Source organism: Streptomyces sp. NBC_00414 (assembly GCF_036038375.1).
Taxonomy (GTDB): Bacteria; Actinomycetota; Actinomycetes; order Streptomycetales; family Streptomycetaceae; genus Streptomyces.
The window spans coordinates 3,878,792-3,900,496 of record NZ_CP107935.1; the positions used below are offsets into that span (position 1 = coordinate 3,878,792).

The following is a 21,705-nucleotide window of genomic DNA, read 5'->3' on the forward strand; positions in this document are numbered from 1 at the left end:
TCCGTTCTTGGGCATGATCCGAACAGGAGGGTTGGACTGAGCTGTGGATTTCTCTCCACACTTCCGGCTGGAGGTCCGTGTCACCCCCGCTGACGTGGGCAAACGTGTATCGGTGCGACGGTTGCGCGAAGGAGCCCCCGAGGGTGAGAAGTTCACCGACACGGTCGGTGTTCTCACATCCTGGGACAACGGTGTGCTGCTGATCACACGCCGGTCCGGGGAAAGCGTCCACATTCCGGAATCGACGCTGGTCGCGGGCAAGGTCGTCCCCTCCGCGCCGGCCCGCAGACGGGGCCCGGCGGCCTCGTACGAAGAGCTGGCGCGGGTCGCCGCCCGGGCCTGGCAGCCGGTGGAGCGTGAGCGGCTCGGAGAGTGGGAACTGCGCGCCGCGTCCGGTTTCACGCGGCGCGCCAACTCGGTGCTGCCCCTCGGCGGTCCCGGCGTGCCCCTGGACGAGGCGCTGTCGCTCGTACGGGAGTGGTACGCGGCCCGGGGGCTGCCCGCGTACACGCAGACGGCCACGGGCGCGCAGGGCACGCAGGAGTCGCTGTGCGCGGAGCTGGAGTCTCGGGGGTGGGTGCGTGAGGTGTCCGCGGAGCTGTGGACCGGGGCGCTGGCGCCGGTGGCGGACCTTCCGGACCCCGGGCCCGACCGGCCGGTCGCGTTGTCGCGCGAGGCGGACGAGGGGTGGCTGGGGCGGTACCAGCGCAAGGGGGTGAGCGAGGTGGCGCTGAAGGTGCTGGGCAGCGGGCCCTCGGTGTGGTTCGCGACCGTGCCCGGCAGTGAGCCGGGCGTGCCCGCGGCGATCGGCCGTTGTGTGGTCGACGGCCGCTGGGCCGGGTTCGCCGCGGTGGAGGTGGATCCCGCGCTGCGCCGCCAGGGCCTCGCCACGACGGTCATGACGGCGCTCGCCCGCCGGGCCCTGGCGGAGGGCGCCTCGGCCGCGTGGCTCCAGGTGGAGACGGACAACAAGGCAGCACGCTCCCTCTACACCCGAATGGGCTTCACCCCCCACCACGCCTACCACCACTACCGAGCCCCACGAGCCCCGAGCCCCACAAGGGGCGCGGGGAACAGCGCGAGCAACCCTCACCGGCCCGCACCCGACAACACACCCGCACCACCTCCCACCGGGGGCGCGGGGAACGGCGCGACCAGTCACAACGCTCACGCACCCGACAGCACCCCGGCACCATCCCCCACCAGGGGCGCGGGGAACTGCGCACCCAACCACGACGCTCCCGCACCCGGACGCACCCCGGACGCACCCCGGAAAGTCCCCCACGCCTCCCGCAGGGAACTGCGTGGCGGAGCCACCGACCGGTATCGATCGGCGTGAAAGGGCACGAAGCAGCTATGCGTCCACTACATCCCCCCGACCCGGCGCGAAGCGCCGAATGGCGGCGGCGGTTCGGCGAAGAGGCACGGGCCGACCGCCCCGACCTGTCGGCCCTGTGCCTGCTGGTGGGCGCCCAGGCGGACGGGGCGCTGACCGAGGCCGGACTGGACGCGGCCCAGATCGAGCTGGACCGGCTGGCCGGGGAGCTGCCGTTCCGGCCGGGCGGACCGCGTTCCTGGGCCACGGCGCTCTCCGAACACCTCGGCGGCCTCGGGTTCCGCGGCTCACCCGGCGACTACCAGCGGCTGGAGTCCTCGCTGCTGCACAAGGTCCTGAGCCGGCGCCGCGGACTGCCCATCCTGCTCTCGGTGGTGTGGATGGAGGTCGCGAGGAGGGCCGGGGCGCCCGTCTACGGGGTCGCCCTGCCCGGTCACTTCGTCGTCGGCTTCGGCCCGCCCGAGCAGCAGGTCCTCGTCGACCCCTTCGACGGCGGCCGCGTACTGACCGGCACCGACGCCGAACTGCTGGTGGCCGGCGCCACCGGCTCACCGCTCGACCCGTCGATGCTCTCGCCCGCCGATCCGCTCGACGTCGTCCTGCGCATCCTCAACAACATCCGGGCCTGGGCCGCCGCCCGCCCCGAGCGCTCCGACGTCGCCCTCTGGGCGGTCGACCTCTCCCTGCTGCTGCCCTCGCACCCGGCCCGCCTGCGCTACGAGCGCGCCCAGCTCCTCGTCCAGCGCGGCGACTTCCTCACGGGCGCCACGGAACTCGACGCGTACGCGGAGATCGTGGCCGCCGTCGACGAACCGGCGGCGGCCCGCGTACGGAGCCAGGCGCACGCGGCCCGCGCGATGCTCAACTGAGACCCGTCCCGCACTGTCAGGACCTCTCGGCGGCATTGCCAGGGCCTCTGGTGTCGTTGTCAGGGCCCCTTGACGGCGTTGTCAGGCCCCCTTGGCGGCCAGTTCCTCCAGCGTCCGGGCCACCGACCCGAGGAAGGCGGCGTACGCCCGGGCGCTGCACGGCAGTTCGGGGTTCCAGGGCCGTACGGTCGCGGCGGCGGTCAGGGCCTGCCAGGCGGGTACGGAGTCCAACTCCGCAGCCGGGGCGGCGTTCCCCCGGACGTCCGCGAGGACCAGGTCGGGAGCCAGTGCCACCGCCTGCTCCCAGGTGGTCGTGGCCCAGTTCGCGCCGCCCTCGCCCGGCTCGATCAACTCCACGCCCAGCTCGGCCAGACGACGCAGCTCGGGCCAGGCCCGGGGACGGGCGAGATGCACCTGGCCCGGCCCCGCGGCCGACAGCGCGAGCACCTTCGGCGGCACCGGGACCACCGACCGTACCGCCGACCGGACAGCGCCCTCCGTCTCCGCCAACTCGTGCTCGTGACCGGCCGGTTCACCGCCGAGGGCTGCGGCCAGTGCGGCGAAGCGCGCCAGGATGCGGGGCAGCGAGGTGTCGGCGCCCACCGCGAGGGCGAGTACGGGCGCGCCCGCCCGTTCGGCCGCCGCCTCCGTGACGGCGTACGGCTGCTGTCCGTCGTAGGTGACGTCGACGACCAGGTCCGGCCGCACGGAGGCTATCGCCGAGCTGTCGAGGGTTCTGCCCGCGCCCAGGTAGGGGACGTCCGCGAGCGAACCGGACTTGGCCCGGTCGGGCTCGTCGCCGTCGTGCCCGGATCCGTACACCGCTACGGGCCGCACCCCCAGGTCCCACAGCCCGGCGCCCGCGCGTACGTACGCGGCGACCCGCTCGGGCCGCCCGGTGCGCCCGGTGCGCCGAACCGTGATTCCCCGGTCGTCCGTGAATTCCCAGCCCATACGGCATCCGCCCCTTCGGCACCCGCCCAGCGCGGCCCTCTCGGGCAACGATGCGGCGGAGGTCCGAACAGGACAAGAGGGCACCCGGCCATCACCGGGTGCCCTCTCGACCCTTCGCTCGACCTTTCGCGAAGCTGGGTTCTACGTGGGGTTGGTCTCGATCACGCCGACGCGGTCCGTCGCCGACTTGCCCAGGAGCGCCTGGCGCAGTGCGCCGACCACGTCCTGCGGGGTCACGGCGGTCTTCTTGCCGTTGCCCCGGGCGATCGTCACACCGTCGAACGCGCCGCCGTACAGCTCCTTCAGCGCGGGCAGGTCGTAGTAGTCGACCAGCTTGCCCTCGGGGGTGGCCTTGACGCCGAGGAACTTCCACAGGGAGTTCTCGGGGCTGAACTGGACCACCGCCGTGCCCGCCTTGACGGTCACGAGTCCGGACATCGCGGGCTGCGCGAACTCCTTCATCATGCGGTCGACCTCGGCCTTGGAGACCTTGGGCTCCTTCGCCGTGGTGGGCACCCGCACGGCGGGCGACTTCCCGGTCTCCACCTGGGTGCGGTACGCGTCCTCGACGGCGTCCGTCGACCGGCCGATGTCGATTCCCTTGCCCGCCTTGCCGTACACGGCGACGGCCTTGCCCGACTGGAACTTGATCGTGCCCTCGGTCGCCGAGCCCGAGCCGCCCGCGGCCCCTTCGAGCGCGGCGGCCAGCTTCTCCTCGTCGACGGGCATCACGGGGGCGACGACCCGCTCGTTGCCGAACAGCGAGCCGATCACCGAGACGGGGTTGTAGTCGCTGCCCGCGGCGGCCCGCACCGTGGCCTGGCTGTCGAGCTGCAGCCCGGCCTGGTCCGGCTTCAGCGCGACGGTGTCGCCCTCGACCGACAGCTGGAGCGGCTTGGCGGCCCGCGCCTTGAAGGCGTCGTCGAGCTTCTGGACGGCCTCGTCCCGGGTGCCGCCGCCGATGTCCACGCCGAACACGCTGGTGCCCTTGGGTACGTCGGAGTGGTTCATGAGCAGCCCGGCGCCGTACGCGAGGCCGCCCAGGGTGACCACGCCGGTGACGAGCAGCACCAGCTTGTTGCGCCCCTTTTTCTTCTTCTTGGTCCGGGCGGCCGCGGGCGCGGCCGGTGAGACCGGTTCCGGCAGCTTCGGGGGCTGGTGCGGCAGCGGGCCGTCGGTGTGCGCGCCCGGTCCGAACGGCGAGTTCGGGGCGGGGGGCACGACGGGGATGCCGCTGGTGAGGGTGTGCCCGGAGACGTTCTCACCTGCGCCGCCGTAGCCCGGCGCACCCGGTTCGGGCGCGGGGACCTGCGGGGTGAGGATCGCGGTGTCGTCGCTCATCCCGCCACCGGGACGACCCGCGCCCGAGGGGGTACCGGGGAAGGCGGAGCCGCTCTGGGCCCCCTTGCCGCCGGGGAAGCCGGAGGCGTCCGGGGCACCGGGAGCGCCCGGACCGCCGGGTCCGGGGTTGCCGGGGGCACGGTGACTGCCGGGACCACCGGGGCCGGCAGGGGCGCCGGGGTTGCCGGGAGCGCCCTGGCCGCCGGGGGCACGGTGGCTGCCCTGACCGCCGGGAGCACCGGGGCCCGCGGGACCGCCGGGGAAGCCCTGCCCGCCGGGCCCGCCCGGAGCACCGGGTGCCGCCAGGGGTGTGCCACCGCTTACGGGTCCACCGGTCGGGCCCGAGGGCCCGCCCTGACCGCCCTGGCCGCCGTCGGAGAAGTACGGGAGGCCGTCGCGGCGCGGCTCGCCGCCGCCGTCGCCCGCCGGGTACGGCGACCCGCCGGGCCCGGAGCCCAGCGGCCCCGCCGCCAGCGCCCGGGACACGTCGAAGGAGCCGGTGCCGCCACCGTGGCCGGGTGCCACCGGTCCGGTGCCGCCCGCGCCGGGCAGCCCCGCGCCGTTGGTACCGCCGGGCCTGGCTCCGCCGGGCCGGGCCGCGGGGGCGCCGGCACCGCCGGGCCGCGCCGCGGGCGTACCGGAGGGAGCAACTCCCGCACCGGCACCCGTCCCGGGGCCCTGGGTGTTCGAACCGGCGGCCATTCCGGCGCCGTTGGCGTTGCCACCGCCCGGTCCGCCCTTGGGCGCACCGGACTTGCGCGGGGCGAACCAGTCGCTCGGCTTTCCGTCGGGGCCGGTACCGGCGCCACCGGCGCCGGGCATGGGGTGGGACCCGGTGTCGGAGTCCACGGGGCCGCCCGGAAGAGCGGCCGGTCCGGCGTCCGGGGAGGCGGGCCGGGACGCACCTGTGCCGTCGGAGGACTCCGCGCTCGCCACGGGCGTGCGCACGACGACCGGCGGAATCGGCCGGGATCCGGGGATGTTGATACGGATCCGCGTCGTCAGCGTGGTCTCGGTCTTGGGCTGTTCCGGCCGGTCACCGGCGGTACGAGCCGCTTCGGCGGCGGCTTCGGACACCGTCGGCGTTCCGTACGGCGGAGTCCCCGACGGGTATGCGGTTCCGCCGCGCCCGTTGGGCCCGGAGGACGAACTGTCAGTTTCACGACTCAAGGCAGGTTCTCCTGGTTGGCTCCACCGCCCGGTTACTCGACCTCGATTCGGGCGGCTCGGCGGCGCGCTCCACCATACTGGCCACTTGTCTCCCGCATCTTGCGGCCATCGGGGAAACCCACACCGGACTTGCACCTGCGCGCTGTGGCGAAGTGGTACGTCACTTGCCAAGTCGGGCGGCGGCGCCGCCTGGTTGCCGCCCTTGGCCAAGGGTGGCGCACATCACAGCGACAGCCATCCCGCCGAGCAGGAAGAGATAGGAGCCCGCTCCCGCGGCGAAGAGGAAGTCGCCCTCGGGGCGGCTCGCGGTGAGCAGGACCACGGCGATCATCCAGCCGGCCGCGGGCGCGACCGCCCCGGCCCGGCCGCCGGTCGCCCGCGATCCCCCCAGGAACAGCCCCGCCGCACCGGCCAGCGCGAGCAGCAGCCCGCCCGGGAACCAGCCCGACTGGACCAGCGCCCCGGCCACCGCGACCACGGCGCCGAGCACGAAGAGCCCCAGGTGGACGACGATCCGGGCGGCCGAGGGTGCCCGCAGGGGCTGGGCGAGCACGGTGCCCGCGTTCGACCGGTCGGCGTACGACCTGTCCGCCGTGTTCATCGGGTCCCGCCCTCGGTGGTTGCTTCAGTAATTCCTGCGAACGGATCCGCGAACGGATCCGTGATTCCCGCGAACAGATCGGTCTCACGTGCCGTACCGGCGCGCTCGCCGCGCACCAACTCGTAGTACTCCACGAGGAAAAGGGGCTGCGCGAGCCGGTTGGAGAGGGCGAACCACGGTTCGGCGACCTCGATCTGGGTGGCGTGCGCCCGCATCGCGGCGGCCTTGGCGGCGCCCTGGGCGGTGCCGTCGATCTCCGTGGTGATCACCGGGTCGTCCACCACGCCCGGCACGTCGTCGATCGCTGCACCGGCGGGGAACGGCAGTTCGCCGAGTACGCCCTTGAGACGGGCGAAGCCCTCTTCGGCGACGGAGCGCGGCACGCGGTTCCAGTAGATCTTCGTGATCGTCCACGGTTCGCCGAGGCCGGGCCCGAAGTCCGGCTCGGCCGCCAGGTCGGCGGCCCGCATGGCGACGCGGTGGGCCTGGATGTGGTCCGGGTGGCCGTATCCGCCGTTCGGGTCGTAGGTGACGAGCACCTGGGGGCGTACCTCGCGGATCACCCGGACCAGGTGCGTGGCGGCCTCGTCGACGTCCGCACGCCAGAAGCAGCGCGGGTTGTCGTTCTCCGGGACGCCCATCATCCCGGAGTCCTGGTACCGGCCGACGCCGCCGAGGGAGCGGACGTCACGCACGCCCAGCTCGCGCATCGCCTCGCCGAGCTCCGCCAGGCGGTGCTCGCCGAGGTCCGCTCCCGACAGATGCGCGAGTCCGGGCGGGATGACTTCGCCCTGTTCGCCGAGTGTGCAGGTCACGAGCGTGACCTGGGCGCCCGTGGCCGCGTACCTGGCCATGGTCGCGCCGTTGTTGATCGCCTCGTCGTCCGGGTGCGCGTGCACCAGGAGCAGACGCCCGGCGGAGCCGTCGGGGGGTCCCCCGGGCCGGCCGCTGGAAGAGGGCAGTTCCGTCATGGGCCCCACCCTACGAGGCGGGTGACCAGGTCAGAACTTGATGTCCCCGATCATGCCGGCGATGTTCGTGGTCAGCTCGTTGATCGTCGGAGCGATCGTCGAGCTGGCGAGGTAGAAGCCGAGCAGGACGCAGACGATGGCGTGAGGCGCCTTCAGGCCTGATTTCTTGACCAGGATGAAGACGATGATCGCCAGTAGCACCACCGCCGAAATCGAAAGTGCCACGGCGGCTCACCTCCAAAGATCCCAGGGACAACGGGGGGTGGGGTCGAACATTGGGGGGCAGCAAATCCATACAGCAGCCAGCAGGTTGATACCCACACAGCGCTAGTGATCATAACTATTCGTGCGTGCGCATTGATCGGCGCACGGCCGCACAAGGGGGCGCATGGCCAATATGGTCGGAGCATGACGACCGAGCCTCTCTCCTTTCCGCGCCGGCAGGCGCGCACCCTGCGTTTCACGCTGGGCGCGCCCCGCGCGTTCACCGTGGCGCCCGACGGTTCGCGTGTCGTGTTCCTGCGCTCCTCGTCCGGCACGGACCGGGCGAACCAGCTGTGGGTCCTCGACGTGGCGAGCGGCACGGAGCGCCCCGCAGCCGATCCGGGGGCGCTGCTCGGGGGTTCCTCCGAGCGGCTGTCGGCGGCGGAGCGGGCCCGGCGCGAGCGCAGCCGCGAGGGTGGCGCGGGCATCGTCGGCTACGCCACGGACGCGGCCGTGGAGTTGACTGCCTTCGCCCTGTCGGGGCGGCTCTTCACCGCCGAGCTGAGGGCCGGAACGGCGCGTGAACTGCGGGTTCGCGGACCGGTGATCGATCCCCGCCCGTCCCCCGACGGGCGCCTCGTCGCGTACGTCGCCGGGGGCGCCCTGCGGGTCGTCGGCGCCGAGGGCGAGGACGACAGGGCGCTCGCGGAGCCCGAGTCGGAGACGGTGACCTACGGGCTCGCCGAGTTCGTCGCGGCCGAGGAGATGGGCCGTTCGCGGGGGTTCTGGTGGTCCCCGGAGTCGGACCGGCTGCTGGTCGCCCGGGCCGACGACGCCCCCGTACGCCGCTGGTGGATCTCGGACCCCGCACACCCGGAGCGGGAGCCGCAACAGGTCGCGTACCCGGCGGCGGGTACCGACAACGCGGAGGTGCGGCTCTTCGTGGTGGGGCTCGACGGGGCGCGCACGGAAATTCTGTGGGACCGGGCCCGTTACCCCTATCTGGCGCGAGTGCACTGGTCGGCCGCCGGGGCTCCGCTGCTGCTCGTGCAGGCCCGGGACCAGGCAAGTCAGCTGTATCTGGCCGTCGATCCGGACTCCGGGACGACCCGGATGGTCCATGCGGACGAAGATCCAACTTGGCTTGATCTTTTCCCCGGTGTGCCGAGCTGGAGCCCGAGCGGACAGCTCGTGCGGATCGCCGACGAGGGCGGGGCGCGTGTGCTGGCGGTGGGCGAGCGCCCCCTGACGGGACCGCAGTTGCACGTGCGCGCCGTGCTCGACGTGTCGGACGACGACGTGCTCGTGTCCGCGTCGGCCGGGTCGGCCGCGGCCGACCCGGAGATCGGGGAGGTGCACGTCTACCGGGTCAACGACCTCGGCATGGAGCGCGTTTCGCAGGAGCCCGGCGTGCACTCGGCGGTCCGGGCGGGCGGTGTGACCGTGCTCGTGTCGGCCGTGCCCGACCGGCCGGGAGCCCAGGTCCAGGTGGTGCGCGACAGCGGCCGGAGGGAGCCGGGGAGCGCCCGCGCCAAAGGCCGGACGGAGGCCTTGACCGTGGTCTCGTACGCCGAGCACCCCGGAATGAGCCCGCGCGTGCACCTCACGGAAGCCGGTGAGCGCCGGGTGCCGTGCGCCGTTGTGCTCCCCACGGGTTACGAGAGCGGTCCGCTGCCCGTCCTGATGGACCCTTACGGCGGCCCGCACGGGCAGCGCGTGCTGGCCGCGCACAACGCGTACCTCGCTCCTCAGTGGTTCGCCGATCAAGGTTTCGCCGTGGTCGTGGCGGACGGGCGGGGCATGCCGGGCCGCTCACCGGCCTGGGAGAAGGCGGTCAAGGACGATCTGGCGGCGGTCGTCCTGGACGACCAGATCCACGCGCTGCAGGCCCTCGCCGAGCGTTTCCCCCTGGATCTGACCCGGGTGGCGATCCGCGGCTGGTCGTTCGGCGGCTATCTCGCGGGGCTCGCGGCGCTGCGCCGCCCGGACGTCTTCCACGCGGCCGTGGTGGGCGCGCCGGTCACCGACCAGCGGCTGTACGACACCCACTACACGGAGCGGTACCTGGGCGATCCGAACCGGCAGCCCGAGGTGTACGCGGCGAACTCGCTGATCGACGACGACGGCCTGGTGGGTGCGGTCGAACCGGCGCGGCCCATGATGATCGTGCACGGTCTCGCCGACGACAACGTGGTGGTCGCGCACTCCCTGCGGCTGTCCTCCGCGCTGCTGGCCGCGGGCCGCCCGCACGAGGTGCTGCCGCTGTCCGGGGTCACGCACATGACCCCGCAGGAGCAGGTCGCCGAGAACCTGCTGCTGCTCCAGGTGGACTTCCTGAAGCGGTCGCTGGGACTGCGGTAGGGCCACCGCACCGTGCGGCCGGGTCCGGCCGCCCGCACGGCCTCTATCGCAGAGCTCGGACGAGCAGGTCGACCAGCCGCCGGTAGGTGTCCTGCGAGCCGGACACCTGCCCTATCCCGCCCGCCTCCAGGTGGACCGCGCCGTGCAGGGCCGTCCAGACCACCTGCGCGGCCTCCCCCGCGTCGGCGAAGCCCCGGGGCGTGCGATGTCCGGCGAGGTCCTGGACCAGCTCGATCAGGACCTCGAAGACCGCGTGGCCGTACACCGACGCCTCGGAGCCCGTCCGGGCGACCGGTCCGCCGCCGCCGAAGATGAGCGCATAGCGCTGCGGATGCGCGAGCGCGAAGCGCCGGTATCCGTCGCAGGCCTGACGGAAGCGCGGCTCGGGATCCACCGACCGGTCCACGTCGACCGCCTGCCAGAGGTCGTTCAGAGCCCGGACGGCCAGAGCGCCGAGCAGTCCGTCCTTGTTGCCGAACCGGTTGTACACCCCCATGGGCGCGACCTCCGCCTCACGGGCGACCGCGCGCACGGTGACGCCGGCCAGGCCCTCGCGGTCGAGCACGCTCTGCGCCGCGTCCAGCAGCACCTCGTACAGCCGTTCGCTCGCCGTACGGCGCCTGGACGGCGGACCTGCTCCGGCGCTCATCCGCCCCGCTCCTCCTGTTCGGGCCACCCGGCGGGCCACCCTGTATAACATCGTTCTACAGGGTGCCTCGTCGTGCCCACCGTGCGGCAACCGGAGTGATCACTCGTGCGATCCCACGCATGGACGCGATCCGATCCATGGGCGGCCGGCGGCACGCTCACCGTGGCGGTCGCGCTGGCCGTGGGCGCGGCGTCCGCGGTCTTCGGCGACCATGCCGGTTCGGCGACACTGTGGGGGATCGTCGCCCTGGGAGCGGTCGGCCTCGTCCTGGCCGTGCGGGCGTGGAGTCCCGCCGTCGCCGTCGCCGCCCTGCTGGCCGCCCTGGAGGTACGCGATCCGGCGCCGTGGGGCACCTGGGCGGTCGCCGGAGGGTTGCTGTTCCTGTTCACCCTCCGCCGCCCCCGCTTCGACGCGATCGCCGCCGGCGCGGTGGTCGCGGGCGGCACGATGCTCGCCGCGTACAACCCGTACTCCCCGTGGCAGGACAGCGGCAGCGTCGGAGCGTTCGGGATCGTCACTCTCGCGGCCGCCATGGTCGGGGTGGGGCAGTGGGTGCAGGCGCAACGGCGCTACGTCGTCGCGGAGATGGGGCGCCGGCGTCAGGAAGCCGAACGCCGGCGGGAGGAGGTGGCCCGCCACGTGGCGGAGGAACGGCTGCGGATCGCCCGCGAGCTCCACGACAGCGTGGCCCATCACCTCGCGGTGGTCAGCGTCCACACCAATGTCGCCAAGGCCAATCTCGACTCCTCGCGGGAGACATCCAGGCGCGCCCTGGACGAGGTGCAGGCCGCCACCCGGTCGGTGATGGAGGAACTGGGAGTCGTCCTGGGCGTCCTGCGCGCGTCGGAGTCCGAGGTCGCCCCGGCCGCCCCCGTGGACGTCACCGTGGTCGACGAACTCCTGGAGAGCTTCGAGGGCATCGGGCTGAAGGTCGAGGCCGAGGGGCTGGACCACCTGCTCGCCCTCGCCCCGGTCGCCCGGACCGCCGCCCGGCGCATCCTCCAGGAGTCACTCACCAACGCACGGCGGTACGGCGACGGCGGCGCCACCGTGACAGTGGACCCGCCGGCCGGCGGATACGTCACTCTGTCGGTCCGCAACCCCTGGGTACCGCGCGAGACCGAGTCCGCCGGAAGCGGGCTGGGGCTCGTGGGCATGGAGGAGCGGGTCCACGCGCTCGGTGGCACCTTCCACGCGGGCCCGGACGCGAAGGGATTCCTGGTGGCCGCACAACTCCCGGCCGCCGCGCCGCGAAGAACAGCGAAGGAGACATCCGGATGAGCGTCGTACGCGTACTCGTCGTCGACGACCAGGTCATGATCCGCTCCGGTATACGGGCCCTTCTGGAGACCGGCACCGGAGTCGACGTCGTCGGCGAGGCGGCCGACGGGCGCCGGGCCGTCGACATGGCGCGGGCCCTCGTGCCCGACGTGGTCCTCATGGACCTGCGGATGCCGGTGCTCGACGGGGTGGGAGCGATCACCCGGCTGCGGGCCGACGCCGTCACCGCGGACATCGGGATCCTGGTGCTGACCACCTTCGACACCGACCAGGACATCCTGGCCGCCCTCCAGGCCGGGGCCAACGGCTTCCTCGGCAAGTCGGCGGACCACGAGGAACTCATGCGGGCGGTCGAGCGGGTCGCCGCGGGCGGCTCCTCCCTGTCCGCCGTCGCGACGGACACCGTCGTCGGGCACCTCACCCGCACGGCACGCGAGCAGCGGCCGCCGGAACCGGTCTCCCCCGAGGACCTGCGCAAGGCCGGGTCCCTGACCTCACGCGAACGCGAGGTCACCGTGCTGGTCTCCCAGGGACTGACCAACGACGCCATCGCGGAGCGTCTGTTCATCTCGCCGCTGACGGTGAAGACCCACGTGAACCGGGCCATGAGCAAGATGCACGTCAGGGACCGGGCGCAACTCGTGGTCGCGGCCCTGCGGGCGGGCCTGCGCGAGGACTGACCGCTCCGGGCGGCGAAGCCCCACGGCCGACGAACCACTGCGGGCGGAGGAGAAGCGGGGAGCCGGAAGTACACCAGCGGCGGTAGATCCGCTACCGCCGCTGTGCGACGACCACCGGGCACCTCCCGGCGGAGGCTGGGCACCGGTCGCACGAGCGGCCCGCGCACCGCTTTCCGCAGGAGTCCCGATGTCCCGATTGTTGTCCAGGATCGGCGCGTTCAGCGCCGGTCACCGGCTCGTCGTCACCGGAGCATGGTTCGTTCTGACCGTCGTCCTCACCGTCGTGACGATCAGCGGGGCGAAGTTCTCCGACGCCGAGTTCAGCATCTCGGGCGCCGAGTCGACCACCGCGCTCGCCACGATGAAGAAGGCGTTTCCCGAGGCGGACCCCGGCGCCGGCGAACTGATACTGGTCGTGGAGGCGCCCGACGGCACCTCCCTGACCCGGCCGGCGGGCCGGGAACTGGTCGCGGGCCTCGTCTCGCGCGCCACCGGCGTCCCCGACGTGAAGTCCGCCGCGGACCCGTACGCGAAGGGCCGTCCTTATGTGTCGGAGGACGGTTCGGTCGCCGTCTCGACGCTCACCGTCGACCTGGAGGCGGACCAGGCCGTCGTCGAGGGCGACCTCCGGGAGGCCGCGGCACCCCTGACGGACCAGGGATACCGCGTCGAACTCGGCGGGGCCCTGGACGACGGGCCGCCCGAGATCGCCGGCGTCACCGAAATCGTCGGCGTCGTGGTCGCCTTCGTCGTGCTGCTGCTGACCTTCGGCTCGCTGGCCGCTGCCGGCGCGAACATGCTGACCGCCCTGAGCGGGGTCGTCGTCGGCGTCCTGGGCATTCTCGCGTGGTCGGCCACGGGCGAGGGCATCCAGTCCACCACGCTGATCATCGCGGTGATGCTCGGGCTCGCCGTCGGCATCGACTACGCCCTGCTGATCCTCTCGCGGTTCCGCGACGAGCTCCGCCGGGGCGCCGACGTCGACGCCGCCGTGGCCCGTGCCTCCGGCACGGCCGGCACCTCCGTGGTGGTGGCCGGGACCACCGTGGTCATCGCCCTGACGGGGCTGGCGATCGTCCGGATCGCGTTCATCACCGAGATGGGGCTCGGTGCGGCACTCGCCGTGGTCGTGGCCGTGGCCGCCTCGCTCACCGTCGTACCGGCCGTGCTGAAGACCCTCGGCCACCGGGCGCTGCCGCGCAGGGAGCGCCCGGCACGGGGCGCGGCGTACGCGGCACCGGCGGCCGAAGCGGCCGGAACACCGGCCACGGAGACCGCACCGGACGCGGGGGCGGCATCCGCCGCGCGGGGGCCGGGCGGCAGGCGCGGGACGGGCCTGCTGGGACGCTGGGCCCGGGTGGTGGTCGACCGGCCCGTCCTCACGATGCTGGGCAGCACCGTCGTCGTCGCCCTGCTCGCCGTTCCGGCCCTCTCGCTCAAGACCGAACTCGATCCCCCGGGCGGCCCCGACCCGGCCAGTTCCCAGCGCGCGGCCTACACCACGGTGAGCGACGCCTTCGGCGCCGGCGAACAGAACCCCCTGGTGGTGCTCTTCGAAGGCCCGGACGCGGCGGACACCGCGGCCGGCACGGCGAGGCGGATCACCGCGCTGAAGGGTGTGGCCGACGTCAGTCCGGTCCAGCGCGCCGAGGACACGGGTATCGCCTTCCTCGCGGTCACCCCCGACCACGGCCCGACCGACTCGCGCACGAACGACCTGGTGAACTCGCTGCGCACGGCGATGGACGACGTGGCGGGCGCCGAGGTCTCGGTGACGGGCCAGACCGCGGTCGACGTGGACGTCAACGAGGCGCTCTCGTCGGGCCTGATCATCTATCTGATCGCCGTGGTCGGCCTCTCGCTGCTCCTGCTCACGCTCGTGTTCCGTTCCGTCATGGTGCCGCTGCTGGCCACCGCCGGGTTCCTGATGTCCCTGGCCGCGGGCCTCGGCGTGACGGTGGCGGTGTTCCAGTGGGGCTGGGCCGGCGCGCTGGTCAGCCTGGACGAGGCCAGGCCGCTGGCCAGTCTGACGCCTCTGATCGTGGTGGGCGTGCTGTTCGGCCTCGCCATGGACTACCAGGTGTTCCTGGTGGCCCGTATGCACGAGGCGCACCGCAGCGGACTCCACACCCGGGCGGCCATCGTGCGGGGCTTCGGGCAGGCCTCGCCCGTCGTCGTCGCGGCGGCCGCGATCATGGCGTCGGTGTTCGCCGGCTTCGCCTTCAGCGGCGGCGACCAGATGGTCGCGTCCATCGGGCTGGCCCTGACCGTCGGGGTGCTGGTCGACGCGCTCGTCGTCCGCATGCTCCTCGTACCGGCGGCCCTGCGGCTCCTCGGTGAGGCGAGCTGGTGGATACCCCGCGCGCTGGACCGCGTACTGCCGGACATCGACACGGAGGGTTCGTCCCTGGACCGGGAGGAGCCGCAGGTGGAGGACGGGCCGCGACAGGAACTCGCCGGGTCCGCGCGGCCCTAGCGGATCCGGGGGGGGACGGCGACCGGCCGGGGAGACATGGCGCTCCCCGGCCGGTCTACGGCACCCGCACGGCCGTACGCTGTTCAGAGTGACGCGTCCGTATATCGGTGCCGGGTCGGCCAAGTTGCCTGCGTGTTAACGAAGTTGATGCGTATTTGTCAGTCTATTTCAGCCCGTCCGTCGGCTCGTCCGGGAACTTTCCCAGGGTCTTGCCCGGCGGTTCCACCGGCTCCTCGGGCGGCACCACCTGCTTCTCCTCCGCAAAGTGGCAGGCCGAGTCGTGGGCGGCTGGGCCGGCCTCGTAGCGGAACTCAGCGGGCACCGCGAGCAGCGGGACCTCCATCGCGCAGCGCTCGGCGGCCTTCCAGCAGCGGGTGCGGAAGCGGCAGCCGGAGGGGATGTTCGCGGGCGAGGGCACGTCGCCGAAGAGGATGATCCGCTCCCGGTGCGCGCGAGCCTCCGGGTCCGGGACGGGCACGGCGGACAGCAGCGCCTGGGTGTAGGGGTGCGTCGGGTGGTCGTAGATCTCCTCGTCCCGGCCGGTCTCCACGATCCGCCCGAGGTACATCACGCCGACCCGGTCGGAGATGTGCCGCACGATCGACAGGTCGTGCGCGATGAAGACGTAACTGAGGTGGAACTCGGTCTGGAGCCGGTCCATCAGGTTGATCACCTGCGCCTGCACGGACACGTCGAGGGCGGACACCGGCTCGTCCGCGACGATGATCTCCGGGCGCAGGGCGAGACCGCGGGCGATGCCGATGCGCTGGCGCTGGCCGCCCGAGAACTGGTGCGGATAGCGGTTGATGTACTCCGGGTTGAGTCCGACGACGTCCAGCAGGTCCTGGACCTGCCGCCGCCGGTCGCCCTTCGGCGCGACCTCGGGGTGGATCTCGTACGGCTCGCCGATGATGTCGCCGACGGTCATCCGGGGGTTGAGCGAGGTGTACGGGTCCTGGAAGACCATCTGGATGTTGCGGCGGACCGCCTTCAGGGCGCGGCCGGACAGCTTGGTGATGTCCTCGCCCTTGTACCGGATCTCGCCCGCGGTCGGCTTCTCCAGGTTGACCAGCATCTTGGCGACCGTCGACTTGCCGCAGCCGGACTCGCCGACGATGCCGAGGGTCTCCCCGGCGACGAGGTCGAAGTCGACGCCGTCGACGGCCTTGACCGCGCCGACCTGTTTGCGGAACACGATCCCCCGGGTGAGCGGGTAGTGCTTGACGAGGCCGCGCACCTGGAGGATCGGCTCGCCCAGCGGGGCGTTCAGGTGCTCGGCCACCGCGCCGTTCTTCCGCTCAGCCATTGAGGCACTCCCTCCAGAAGTGGCAGGCGCTCGTACGGCCCGGGCCCGCCTCGGTCACCTCGTACAGGGGCGGTACGTCGGTGCGGCAGACGTCCTGGGCCATGGGGCAGCGCGGGTTGAAGGCGCAGCCCGGCGGGATGTGCATCAGGTTCGGCGGCAGGCCCTTGATCGCGTAGAGCTCCCGGCCCTTCTGGTCGAGCCGCGGGATCGACTCCAGGAGACCCTTCGTGTACGGGTGCGCCGGGGCCTTGTAGATGTCGTGGACCGGGGCGGACTCGACGATGCGGCCCGCGTACATGACGGCGATGCGGTCGGCGACGTCCGCGACCACGCCGAGGTCGTGGGTGATGAGGATGAGGCCCATGTTGAGCTCGCGCTGCAGTTCGGCGAGTAGGTCCATGACCTGCGCCTGGACGGTGACGTCGAGGGCGGTGGTGGGTTCGTCGGCGATGATCAGGGCCGGTTCGAGGGCCAGCGCCATCGCGATCATGATGCGCTGGCGCATACCGCCGGAGAACTGGTGGGGGTAGTCGCCCACGCGGGAGGCCGCGCCCGGGATGCGTACCCGGTCCATCAGTTCGATCGCCTTCGCCTTCGCCTCCTTGCGGGACGCGCCCCGGTGGACCGTGAACATCTCGCCGAGCTGGGCGCCGACGCTGAGCACCGGGTTCAGGGAGGACAGCGCGTCCTGGAAGATCATCGCCATCTGGGCGCCGCGGACCTTGCGCCGCTCCTCCTCCTTGAACTTCAGGAGGTCCTGGCCCTTGAAGAGGATCTCGCCCGCGGTGATCTTCCCGGGCGGGGTGTCGAGGATGCCCATCACGGCCTGCGCGGTCACGGACTTGCCGGAGCCGGACTCGCCGAGCACGGCGAGCGTCTCGCCCTCGTCCACGCTGTAGGTGACGCCGTTGACGGCCTTGGCGACGCCGTCCCGGGTCCTGAACTCCACGTGCAGGTCGCGCACTTCGAGCAGCACGTCACTCACCTCAGCTTCGGGTCGAGGGCGTCGCGCACCGCGTCGCCGAGCATGATGAACGCGAGGACGGTGACGGCGAGCGCCCCGGCCGGCCAGAGCAGCGCGTGCGGCGCGGTGCGGATGTACTGGGAGGCCGAGGAGATGTCGATGCCCCAGCTCACCGTGGGCGGCTTCAGCCCGACGCCGAGGTACGAGAGGGTCGCCTCCAGCGAGATGTACGTCCCCAGCGCGATGGTCGCCACGACGATGACCGGGGCGATCGCGTTGGGCGTGATGTGCCGCAGCAGCATCCGGGAGTTGGAGGCGCCGAGCGCGCGGGCGGCCTGCACGTAGTCGTTCTGCTTGGTGGTGATGACCGACCCGCGGGCGATGCGGGAGATCTGCGGCCAGCCGAGCAGCACCATGAATCCGATCACCGGCCAGACCGTGGAGCTGGTGACCACGGACAGCAGCACCAGACCGCCGAGGACGACGGGGATCGCGAAGAAGATGTCGGTGATACGGGAGAGGATCGCGTCCCACACCCCGCCGAAGAACCCGGCGAGCCCGCCGAGCACCGAGCCGAGGATCGCCACCCCGAGCGTGGCGCAGACGCCGACGGTGACGGAGACCCTGGCCCCGTACACCGTGCGGGTGTAGACGTCGCAGCCCTGGCCGTTGTAGCCGAAGGGGTGCCCCGGCTGGGAGCCCTCCTGGGACTTGGCGAGGTCGCACTTGAGGGGGTTGCCGGAGGCGATCACCGAGGGCCAAAGGGAGATGACCAGCAGGAAGAGAATGATCAGCCCCGAGATGATGAAGACGGGGTTGCGCCGCAGGTCGCGCCAGGCGTCGGACCACAGGGACCGGGGCCGGTCCTGCGGGCCCGTGCCGTCGGGTCCTCCCGGGGACTTCTGCAGGGAGGCGCCCTCCTCCGTGGCGAGGTCCATCGCGCCGCCCATGCCGGTCGCGGCGATGGCGCCGTCCTCGGGGGCGCGGCCGCCTCCCGACAGGTGCGGCCCGGGCGGCATGGCGGGCAGGGGCCGGTCCGGCGGCGGCTGCTCGGGCGGCGTCGGCTGCTCAGGCATAGCGGATCCTCGGGTCGAGTACGGCGTACAGGAGGTCGACCAGCAGGTTGGCCACCAGGAAGACGAGGACGAGGACGGTCACGAAGCCGACGACGGTCTGGGTGTTCTGGCGCAGGATCCCCTGGTAGAGCTGGAAGCCGACGCCGTGGATGTTGAAGATCCGCTCGGTGACGATCGCGCCGCCCATCAGCGCGCCGATGTCGGTGCCGATGAAGGTGACCACCGGGATGAGGGAGTTGCGCAGCAGGTGCCGGGTGATGACCCGGCGCCGGGGCAGTCCCTTGGCGACGGCCGTACGGACGTAGTCGGCACGCCGGTTCTCGGCGATGGACGTCCGGGTCAGCCGGGTCACATAGGCGAGGGAGACGGACGCGAGGACCAGGCCGGGCACGATCAGCTCGTCGAAGGGTGCGTCCGAGGAGACGGACGGGCTGATCCAGCCCCACTTGACGCCGAGCAGCAGCTGGAGCAGCAGGCCGGTGACGAAGGTCGGCACCGAGATGACGACGAGGGTGATCAGCAGGACGCCGGTGTCGACGGGCCGGCCGCGGCGCAGTCCGGTGATCACGCCCAGCGCGATGCCGATGACGACCTCGAAGACGATCGCGACGACGGTGAGCCGGATGGTGACCGGGAAGGCGGTCGACATCAGCTCGGTGACCTCCTGCCCGTTGAACGCGGTGCCGAAGTCGCCGGTGAAGACGTTGCCCATGTAGGTCGCGTACTGCTGCCACACGGGCTTGTCCAAGCCGAACTCCTTACGCAGCTGGGTCGCCGTGGCGGGGTCGCACTGCCGGTCGCCGCACAGGCCCGCGATGGGGTCGCCCATCACGTTCACCATCAGGAAGATCAACAGGGTGGCGCCGATGAAGACCGGGATCATCTGCAGCAGACGCCGGATCACATACCGTCCCATGAGGGCTCCGGAGGTAGGCGGGGGCGCGCGCCTGCTTTCTTGCCGAAGTGCGCGCCCCCGTGGCTCAGCTGACCTTGATCTCGTTGTAGACGGGCAGGCTGAACGGGTTCAGCGCCACGTTCGAGATCCGGTCCGAGTAGCCGGCGCTGCCGTTCTGGTACCAGAGCGGAATGGCGCCCATGTCGTCCCGCAGGACCTCCTCGGCCTGCTGGAACAGGCTGATGGCCTTGGGCTGGTCGGTCTCCGCGTTGGCCTTGTCGACGAGGTCGTCGAACTCCTTGCTGGTCCACTTGCCGTCGTTGGACGAGGCGTTGGTGTAGTACAGCGGCTGCAGGAAGTTCTGGATCAGCGGGTAGTCCATCTGCCAGCCCGCCCGGAAGGGGCCGGACATCTTGGACTGGGTGATCTGGTTGCGGAAGTCGGCGAAGGTGCCGACCGGGTTGCCCACGCAGGCCTTGTCGTTGCCGAGCGCGTTGTTGACGGAGTTGCAGACGGCGTCCACCCACTCCTTGTGGGAGCCGGTGTCCGCGTTGTACGAGATCTTGACCTGGCCGCCGGGCAGCCCGCCGCCGTCCGCGATCATCTTCTTGGCCTTGGCGGGGTCGTACTCGCAGGCGTCACCGCACAGGCCCTCCTTGAAGCCGCCGGCCTCGCCGAGGACGGGCGAGGTCCAGTCGGTGGCGGGGGTACGCGTCTTCTGGAAGATCGTCTCGGTGATCTGCTTGCGGTTGATCGCCATGGACAGCCCGGTGCGGACCTTCTCCATCCCGTCCTTGTCCCAGTTCTTGTCGTAGAACGGGAAGGCGAGGGTCTGGATGATGCCGGCGGGCGTGTTGATGTACCGGTCGCCGAGGTCGCTCTTGGCGTTCTTGAGCTGGGCGGCGGGCACGTCGTCGACGAGGTCGAGGTTGCCGGCCATCAGGTCCGTGTAGGCGGTGTTGTTGTCGGTGTAGACCTTGAGGTCCACCCCGCCGTTCTCGGCCTTGTCCTCCCCCGGGTACTTGTCCCACTTGCGCATCTTCATCACGGAGCCCTTGGCGTACGAGTCGATCGTGTACGGGCCGTTGCCGACCGGCTTCTTCAGCCAGGTGGCGTGGTCGTCGAAGAACGCCTTGGGCAGCGGCGCGAAGGCGGCGTAGCCGAGGGTGTCGGGGAAGGTCGAGAACTTCTGGTTGAGCTTGACGGTGAAGGTGTTGTCACCGGTGACCTTGAGCCCGCTCAGGGTGTCGGCCGTCTGCTTGCCGCCGTCCTCCGGGTGGACCTTGTCGTAGCCGTCGATGTACCCGAAGAAGTACGCGTTCTTCTGGTTGTTCTTGAGGCTGGCGCCGTAGTTCCAGGCGTCCACGAACGACTTGGCGCTGACGGCCTCGCCGTTGCTGAACGTCCAGCCGCTCTTGACGGTGACGGTGAAGTTCTGCGAGTCCGAGGTCTCGATCTTCTCGGCCAGCATGTCGTTGGCCTTGCCGGTCTCGGCGTCGTAGCGCTTGAGACCGCGGAAGAGCATGTCGAGGACCTTGCCGCCCTGCACCTCGTTGGTGTTGGCGGGCTCCAGGGGGTTCTGCGGGTCGCCCCACGACGAACTGAGGACCCCGGAGCCGTCGCCACCGCCGCCGCTGTCGCCCCCGTCCCCGCCTCCCCCACAGGCCGTCGCCGCGAGGGCTGCCGCCGTCGCGCATACGGCCCATCGGGCGTGTGTGGCTCCACGCATGGAGTGCCTCCTCATCGGTGCGCTGCGGCTCCGGCGCCGGAGCCGTACCTTTGCGCCCAATATCGGTGCAGAACTCACATAGCGCATATTTGCCGGGCCACATGGGTGCACGCGGTAGCCGGCATGCGGGCCGGTGGGGACTGATCCCGCAGTTCCCCGCGCCCCTGACGGGGCACGGAGTGCCCGCGCCTTCGGGGGCGCGGGAAGCTGCGCGGCCCACCCCCACCGGCCGGCACGCCGCCTACCCTGGAGGCATGGACTACGCGAAGATGCGCGCGATCACCGAGGAGCTCACGGGGTTCGCCGAGCACCTTGAGGGGGCGTGGAACGTGGAGATCGGGCCCTCGGGCCCCTTCCTCGCCATGATGAGCCCGTCCAAGCGTCACGAGGGGACAGTGCGCCGCATCCGCAACCAGCTCAACGAACAGCTTCCCGCCACCCACCCCGGCTACGTGTACGAGAACGGCCCCGAGATCGAGCACCCGCCGATCGGACGCATGCGGCGTCCGGACGCCGTCGTCATCCCCGAGGACGTCCCCGACGAGGAGGGGCTCGCCGTCGACGCCACACGCGTGCCGGCCGTGGTCGAGATCGTCTCGCCGTCCAACCCGGACAACGACTACACGGAGAAGCTGGCCGACTATCCGGCGATGGGCATCGGCCACCACATGATCGTCGACCCTCGCACGGGGACGATCGAGGTGCACTCCGCCCCCTGCAAGGGCCGGTACCAGGACAAGAACGCGTACATCTTCGGGGACTCGGTGCCGTTCAGCGCCTGGAAGGTGGAGACCGGGGACTTCCGCCGCTATGGCAGGGCCGGGGACGGCGTGAGCTGACGA

The 21,705-nt window shown here is 71.8% G+C and carries 17 protein-coding genes and 1 pseudogene; 7 read left to right on the forward strand and 11 right to left on the reverse strand.

Going from position 1 to position 21,705, the window contains the following annotated elements:
- Positions 1-43 precede the first annotated feature (43 nt).
- Together OHS59_RS16615 and OHS59_RS16620 are read left to right on the forward strand one after the other, a co-directional pair.
- Positions 44-1,063: pseudogene (locus tag OHS59_RS16615) on the forward strand (GNAT family N-acetyltransferase); the annotation flags it as partial.
- 293 nt (positions 1,064-1,356) lie between these two features.
- Complete coding sequence (locus OHS59_RS16620) at positions 1,357-2,205, forward strand: transglutaminase-like domain-containing protein (RefSeq protein WP_328494177.1); 849 nt, start codon at positions 1,357-1,359, stop codon at positions 2,203-2,205.
- Positions 2,206-2,286: 81 nt separating this feature from the next.
- On the opposite strand, the gene OHS59_RS16625 is transcribed toward OHS59_RS16620, so the two are convergent.
- The 5 genes from OHS59_RS16625 to OHS59_RS16645 form a co-directional block, all read right to left on the reverse strand.
- Complete coding sequence (locus OHS59_RS16625) at positions 2,287-3,159, reverse strand: ABC transporter substrate-binding protein (RefSeq protein ID WP_328494178.1); 873 nt, start codon at positions 3,157-3,159, stop codon at positions 2,287-2,289.
- A gap of 141 nt (positions 3,160-3,300) precedes the next feature.
- Positions 3,301-5,670 carry a hypothetical protein gene (locus OHS59_RS16630; protein ID WP_328494179.1) on the reverse strand — a complete coding sequence of 790 codons (2,370 nt, stop codon included), beginning with the start codon at positions 5,668-5,670 and terminating at the stop codon, positions 3,301-3,303.
- 160 nt (positions 5,671-5,830) lie between these two features.
- Positions 5,831-6,271, reverse strand: coding sequence for a DUF6113 family protein (locus tag OHS59_RS16635; RefSeq protein WP_328494180.1), 441 nt, complete (start codon positions 6,269-6,271; stop codon positions 5,831-5,833).
- The gene (mshB, locus tag OHS59_RS16640; protein ID WP_328494181.1) at positions 6,268-7,242 is read right to left on the reverse strand and encodes an N-acetyl-1-D-myo-inositol-2-amino-2-deoxy-alpha-D-glucopyranoside deacetylase; all 975 of its coding nucleotides are present in this window, start codon (positions 7,240-7,242) and stop codon (positions 6,268-6,270) included. Before mshB ends, OHS59_RS16635 begins: the two co-directional genes overlap by 4 nt.
- A 30-nt stretch (positions 7,243-7,272) precedes the next feature.
- Positions 7,273-7,467: a hypothetical protein gene (locus OHS59_RS16645; protein WP_107020199.1), complete on the reverse strand. Its 195-nt coding sequence runs from the start codon at positions 7,465-7,467 to the stop codon at positions 7,273-7,275.
- Between the two features lie 183 nt (positions 7,468-7,650).
- Between OHS59_RS16645 and OHS59_RS16650 the strand changes: the two genes are divergently transcribed.
- Positions 7,651-9,807 (forward strand): S9 family peptidase, encoded by a 2,157-nt coding sequence (locus tag OHS59_RS16650; RefSeq protein ID WP_328494182.1) that lies wholly within the window; start codon positions 7,651-7,653, stop codon positions 9,805-9,807.
- Between the two features lie 43 nt (positions 9,808-9,850).
- Here the strand turns inward: OHS59_RS16650 and OHS59_RS16655 are convergent, their stop codons facing one another.
- Complete coding sequence (locus OHS59_RS16655; protein WP_328494183.1) at positions 9,851-10,456, reverse strand: TetR/AcrR family transcriptional regulator; 606 nt, start codon at positions 10,454-10,456, stop codon at positions 9,851-9,853.
- A gap of 105 nt (positions 10,457-10,561) precedes the next feature.
- Between OHS59_RS16655 and OHS59_RS16660 the strand changes: the two genes are divergently transcribed.
- The 3 genes from OHS59_RS16660 to OHS59_RS16670 all read left to right on the forward strand — a co-directional run bounded on the left by OHS59_RS16660 (position 10,562) and on the right by OHS59_RS16670 (position 14,893).
- Complete coding sequence (locus tag OHS59_RS16660) at positions 10,562-11,737, forward strand: sensor histidine kinase (protein WP_328494184.1); 1,176 nt, start codon at positions 10,562-10,564, stop codon at positions 11,735-11,737.
- On the forward strand, positions 11,734-12,417 hold the full coding sequence (locus OHS59_RS16665; protein ID WP_328494185.1) for a response regulator transcription factor: 684 nt from the start codon (positions 11,734-11,736) through the stop codon (positions 12,415-12,417). Before OHS59_RS16660 ends, OHS59_RS16665 begins: the two co-directional genes overlap by 4 nt.
- Positions 12,418-12,604: 187 nt before the next feature.
- Positions 12,605-14,893: an MMPL family transporter gene (locus OHS59_RS16670; RefSeq protein WP_328494186.1), complete on the forward strand. Its 2,289-nt coding sequence runs from the start codon at positions 12,605-12,607 to the stop codon at positions 14,891-14,893.
- Between the two features lie 163 nt (positions 14,894-15,056).
- On the opposite strand, the gene OHS59_RS16675 is transcribed toward OHS59_RS16670, so the two are convergent.
- The 5 genes from OHS59_RS16675 to OHS59_RS16695 form a co-directional block, all read right to left on the reverse strand.
- Positions 15,057-16,199 (reverse strand): ABC transporter ATP-binding protein, encoded by a 1,143-nt coding sequence (locus OHS59_RS16675; protein ID WP_328494187.1) that lies wholly within the window; start codon positions 16,197-16,199, stop codon positions 15,057-15,059.
- On the reverse strand, positions 16,192-17,175 hold the full coding sequence (locus OHS59_RS16680) for an ABC transporter ATP-binding protein (protein ID WP_328494188.1): 984 nt from the start codon (positions 17,173-17,175) through the stop codon (positions 16,192-16,194). Before OHS59_RS16680 ends, OHS59_RS16675 begins: the two co-directional genes overlap by 8 nt.
- A gap of 5 nt (positions 17,176-17,180) precedes the next feature.
- Entirely contained in the window at positions 17,181-18,182 is a 1,002-nt protein-coding gene (locus OHS59_RS16685) for an ABC transporter permease (RefSeq protein ID WP_328499232.1), read from the reverse strand.
- Between the two features lie 49 nt (positions 18,183-18,231).
- On the reverse strand, positions 18,232-19,155 hold the full coding sequence (locus tag OHS59_RS16690; RefSeq protein WP_328494189.1) for an ABC transporter permease: 924 nt from the start codon (positions 19,153-19,155) through the stop codon (positions 18,232-18,234).
- Positions 19,156-19,219: 64 nt separating this feature from the next.
- Positions 19,220-20,863: a peptide ABC transporter substrate-binding protein gene (locus OHS59_RS16695; RefSeq protein WP_328494190.1), complete on the reverse strand. Its 1,644-nt coding sequence runs from the start codon at positions 20,861-20,863 to the stop codon at positions 19,220-19,222.
- 254 nt (positions 20,864-21,117) lie between these two features.
- On the opposite strand from OHS59_RS16695, the gene OHS59_RS16700 reads away from it, so the two are divergent.
- On the forward strand, positions 21,118-21,702 hold the full coding sequence (locus OHS59_RS16700; RefSeq protein WP_328494191.1) for a Uma2 family endonuclease: 585 nt from the start codon (positions 21,118-21,120) through the stop codon (positions 21,700-21,702).
- The last annotated feature ends 3 nt before the right edge of the window (positions 21,703-21,705 follow it).

What these genes read in the sequence shown, in the direction of transcription:
- OHS59_RS16690 (WP_328494189.1), bottom strand. Translation starts at nt 19,155, where the DNA reads ATGGGACGGTATGTGATCCGGCGTCTGCTGCAGATGATCCCGGTCTTC.
- OHS59_RS16700 (WP_328494191.1), top strand. Translation starts at nt 21,118, where the DNA reads ATGGACTACGCGAAGATGCGCGCGATCACCGAGGAGCTCACGGGGTTC.
- OHS59_RS16650 (WP_328494182.1), top strand. Translation starts at nt 7,651, where the DNA reads ATGACGACCGAGCCTCTCTCCTTTCCGCGCCGGCAGGCGCGCACCCTG.
- OHS59_RS16655 (WP_328494183.1), bottom strand. Translation starts at nt 10,456, where the DNA reads ATGAGCGCCGGAGCAGGTCCGCCGTCCAGGCGCCGTACGGCGAGCGAA.
- OHS59_RS16675 (WP_328494187.1), bottom strand. Translation starts at nt 16,199, where the DNA reads ATGGCTGAGCGGAAGAACGGCGCGGTGGCCGAGCACCTGAACGCCCCG.
- OHS59_RS16670 (WP_328494186.1), top strand. Translation starts at nt 12,605, where the DNA reads ATGTCCCGATTGTTGTCCAGGATCGGCGCGTTCAGCGCCGGTCACCGG.
- OHS59_RS16635 (WP_328494180.1), bottom strand. Translation starts at nt 6,271, where the DNA reads ATGAACACGGCGGACAGGTCGTACGCCGACCGGTCGAACGCGGGCACC.
- OHS59_RS16620 (WP_328494177.1), top strand. Translation starts at nt 1,357, where the DNA reads ATGCGTCCACTACATCCCCCCGACCCGGCGCGAAGCGCCGAATGGCGG.
- mshB (WP_328494181.1), bottom strand. Translation starts at nt 7,242, where the DNA reads ATGACGGAACTGCCCTCTTCCAGCGGCCGGCCCGGGGGACCCCCCGAC.
- OHS59_RS16695 (WP_328494190.1), bottom strand. Translation starts at nt 20,863, where the DNA reads ATGCGTGGAGCCACACACGCCCGATGGGCCGTATGCGCGACGGCGGCA.
- OHS59_RS16685 (WP_328499232.1), bottom strand. Translation starts at nt 18,182, where the DNA reads ATGCCGCCCGGGCCGCACCTGTCGGGAGGCGGCCGCGCCCCCGAGGAC.
- OHS59_RS16665 (WP_328494185.1), top strand. Translation starts at nt 11,734, where the DNA reads ATGAGCGTCGTACGCGTACTCGTCGTCGACGACCAGGTCATGATCCGC.
- OHS59_RS16625 (WP_328494178.1), bottom strand. Translation starts at nt 3,159, where the DNA reads ATGGGCTGGGAATTCACGGACGACCGGGGAATCACGGTTCGGCGCACC.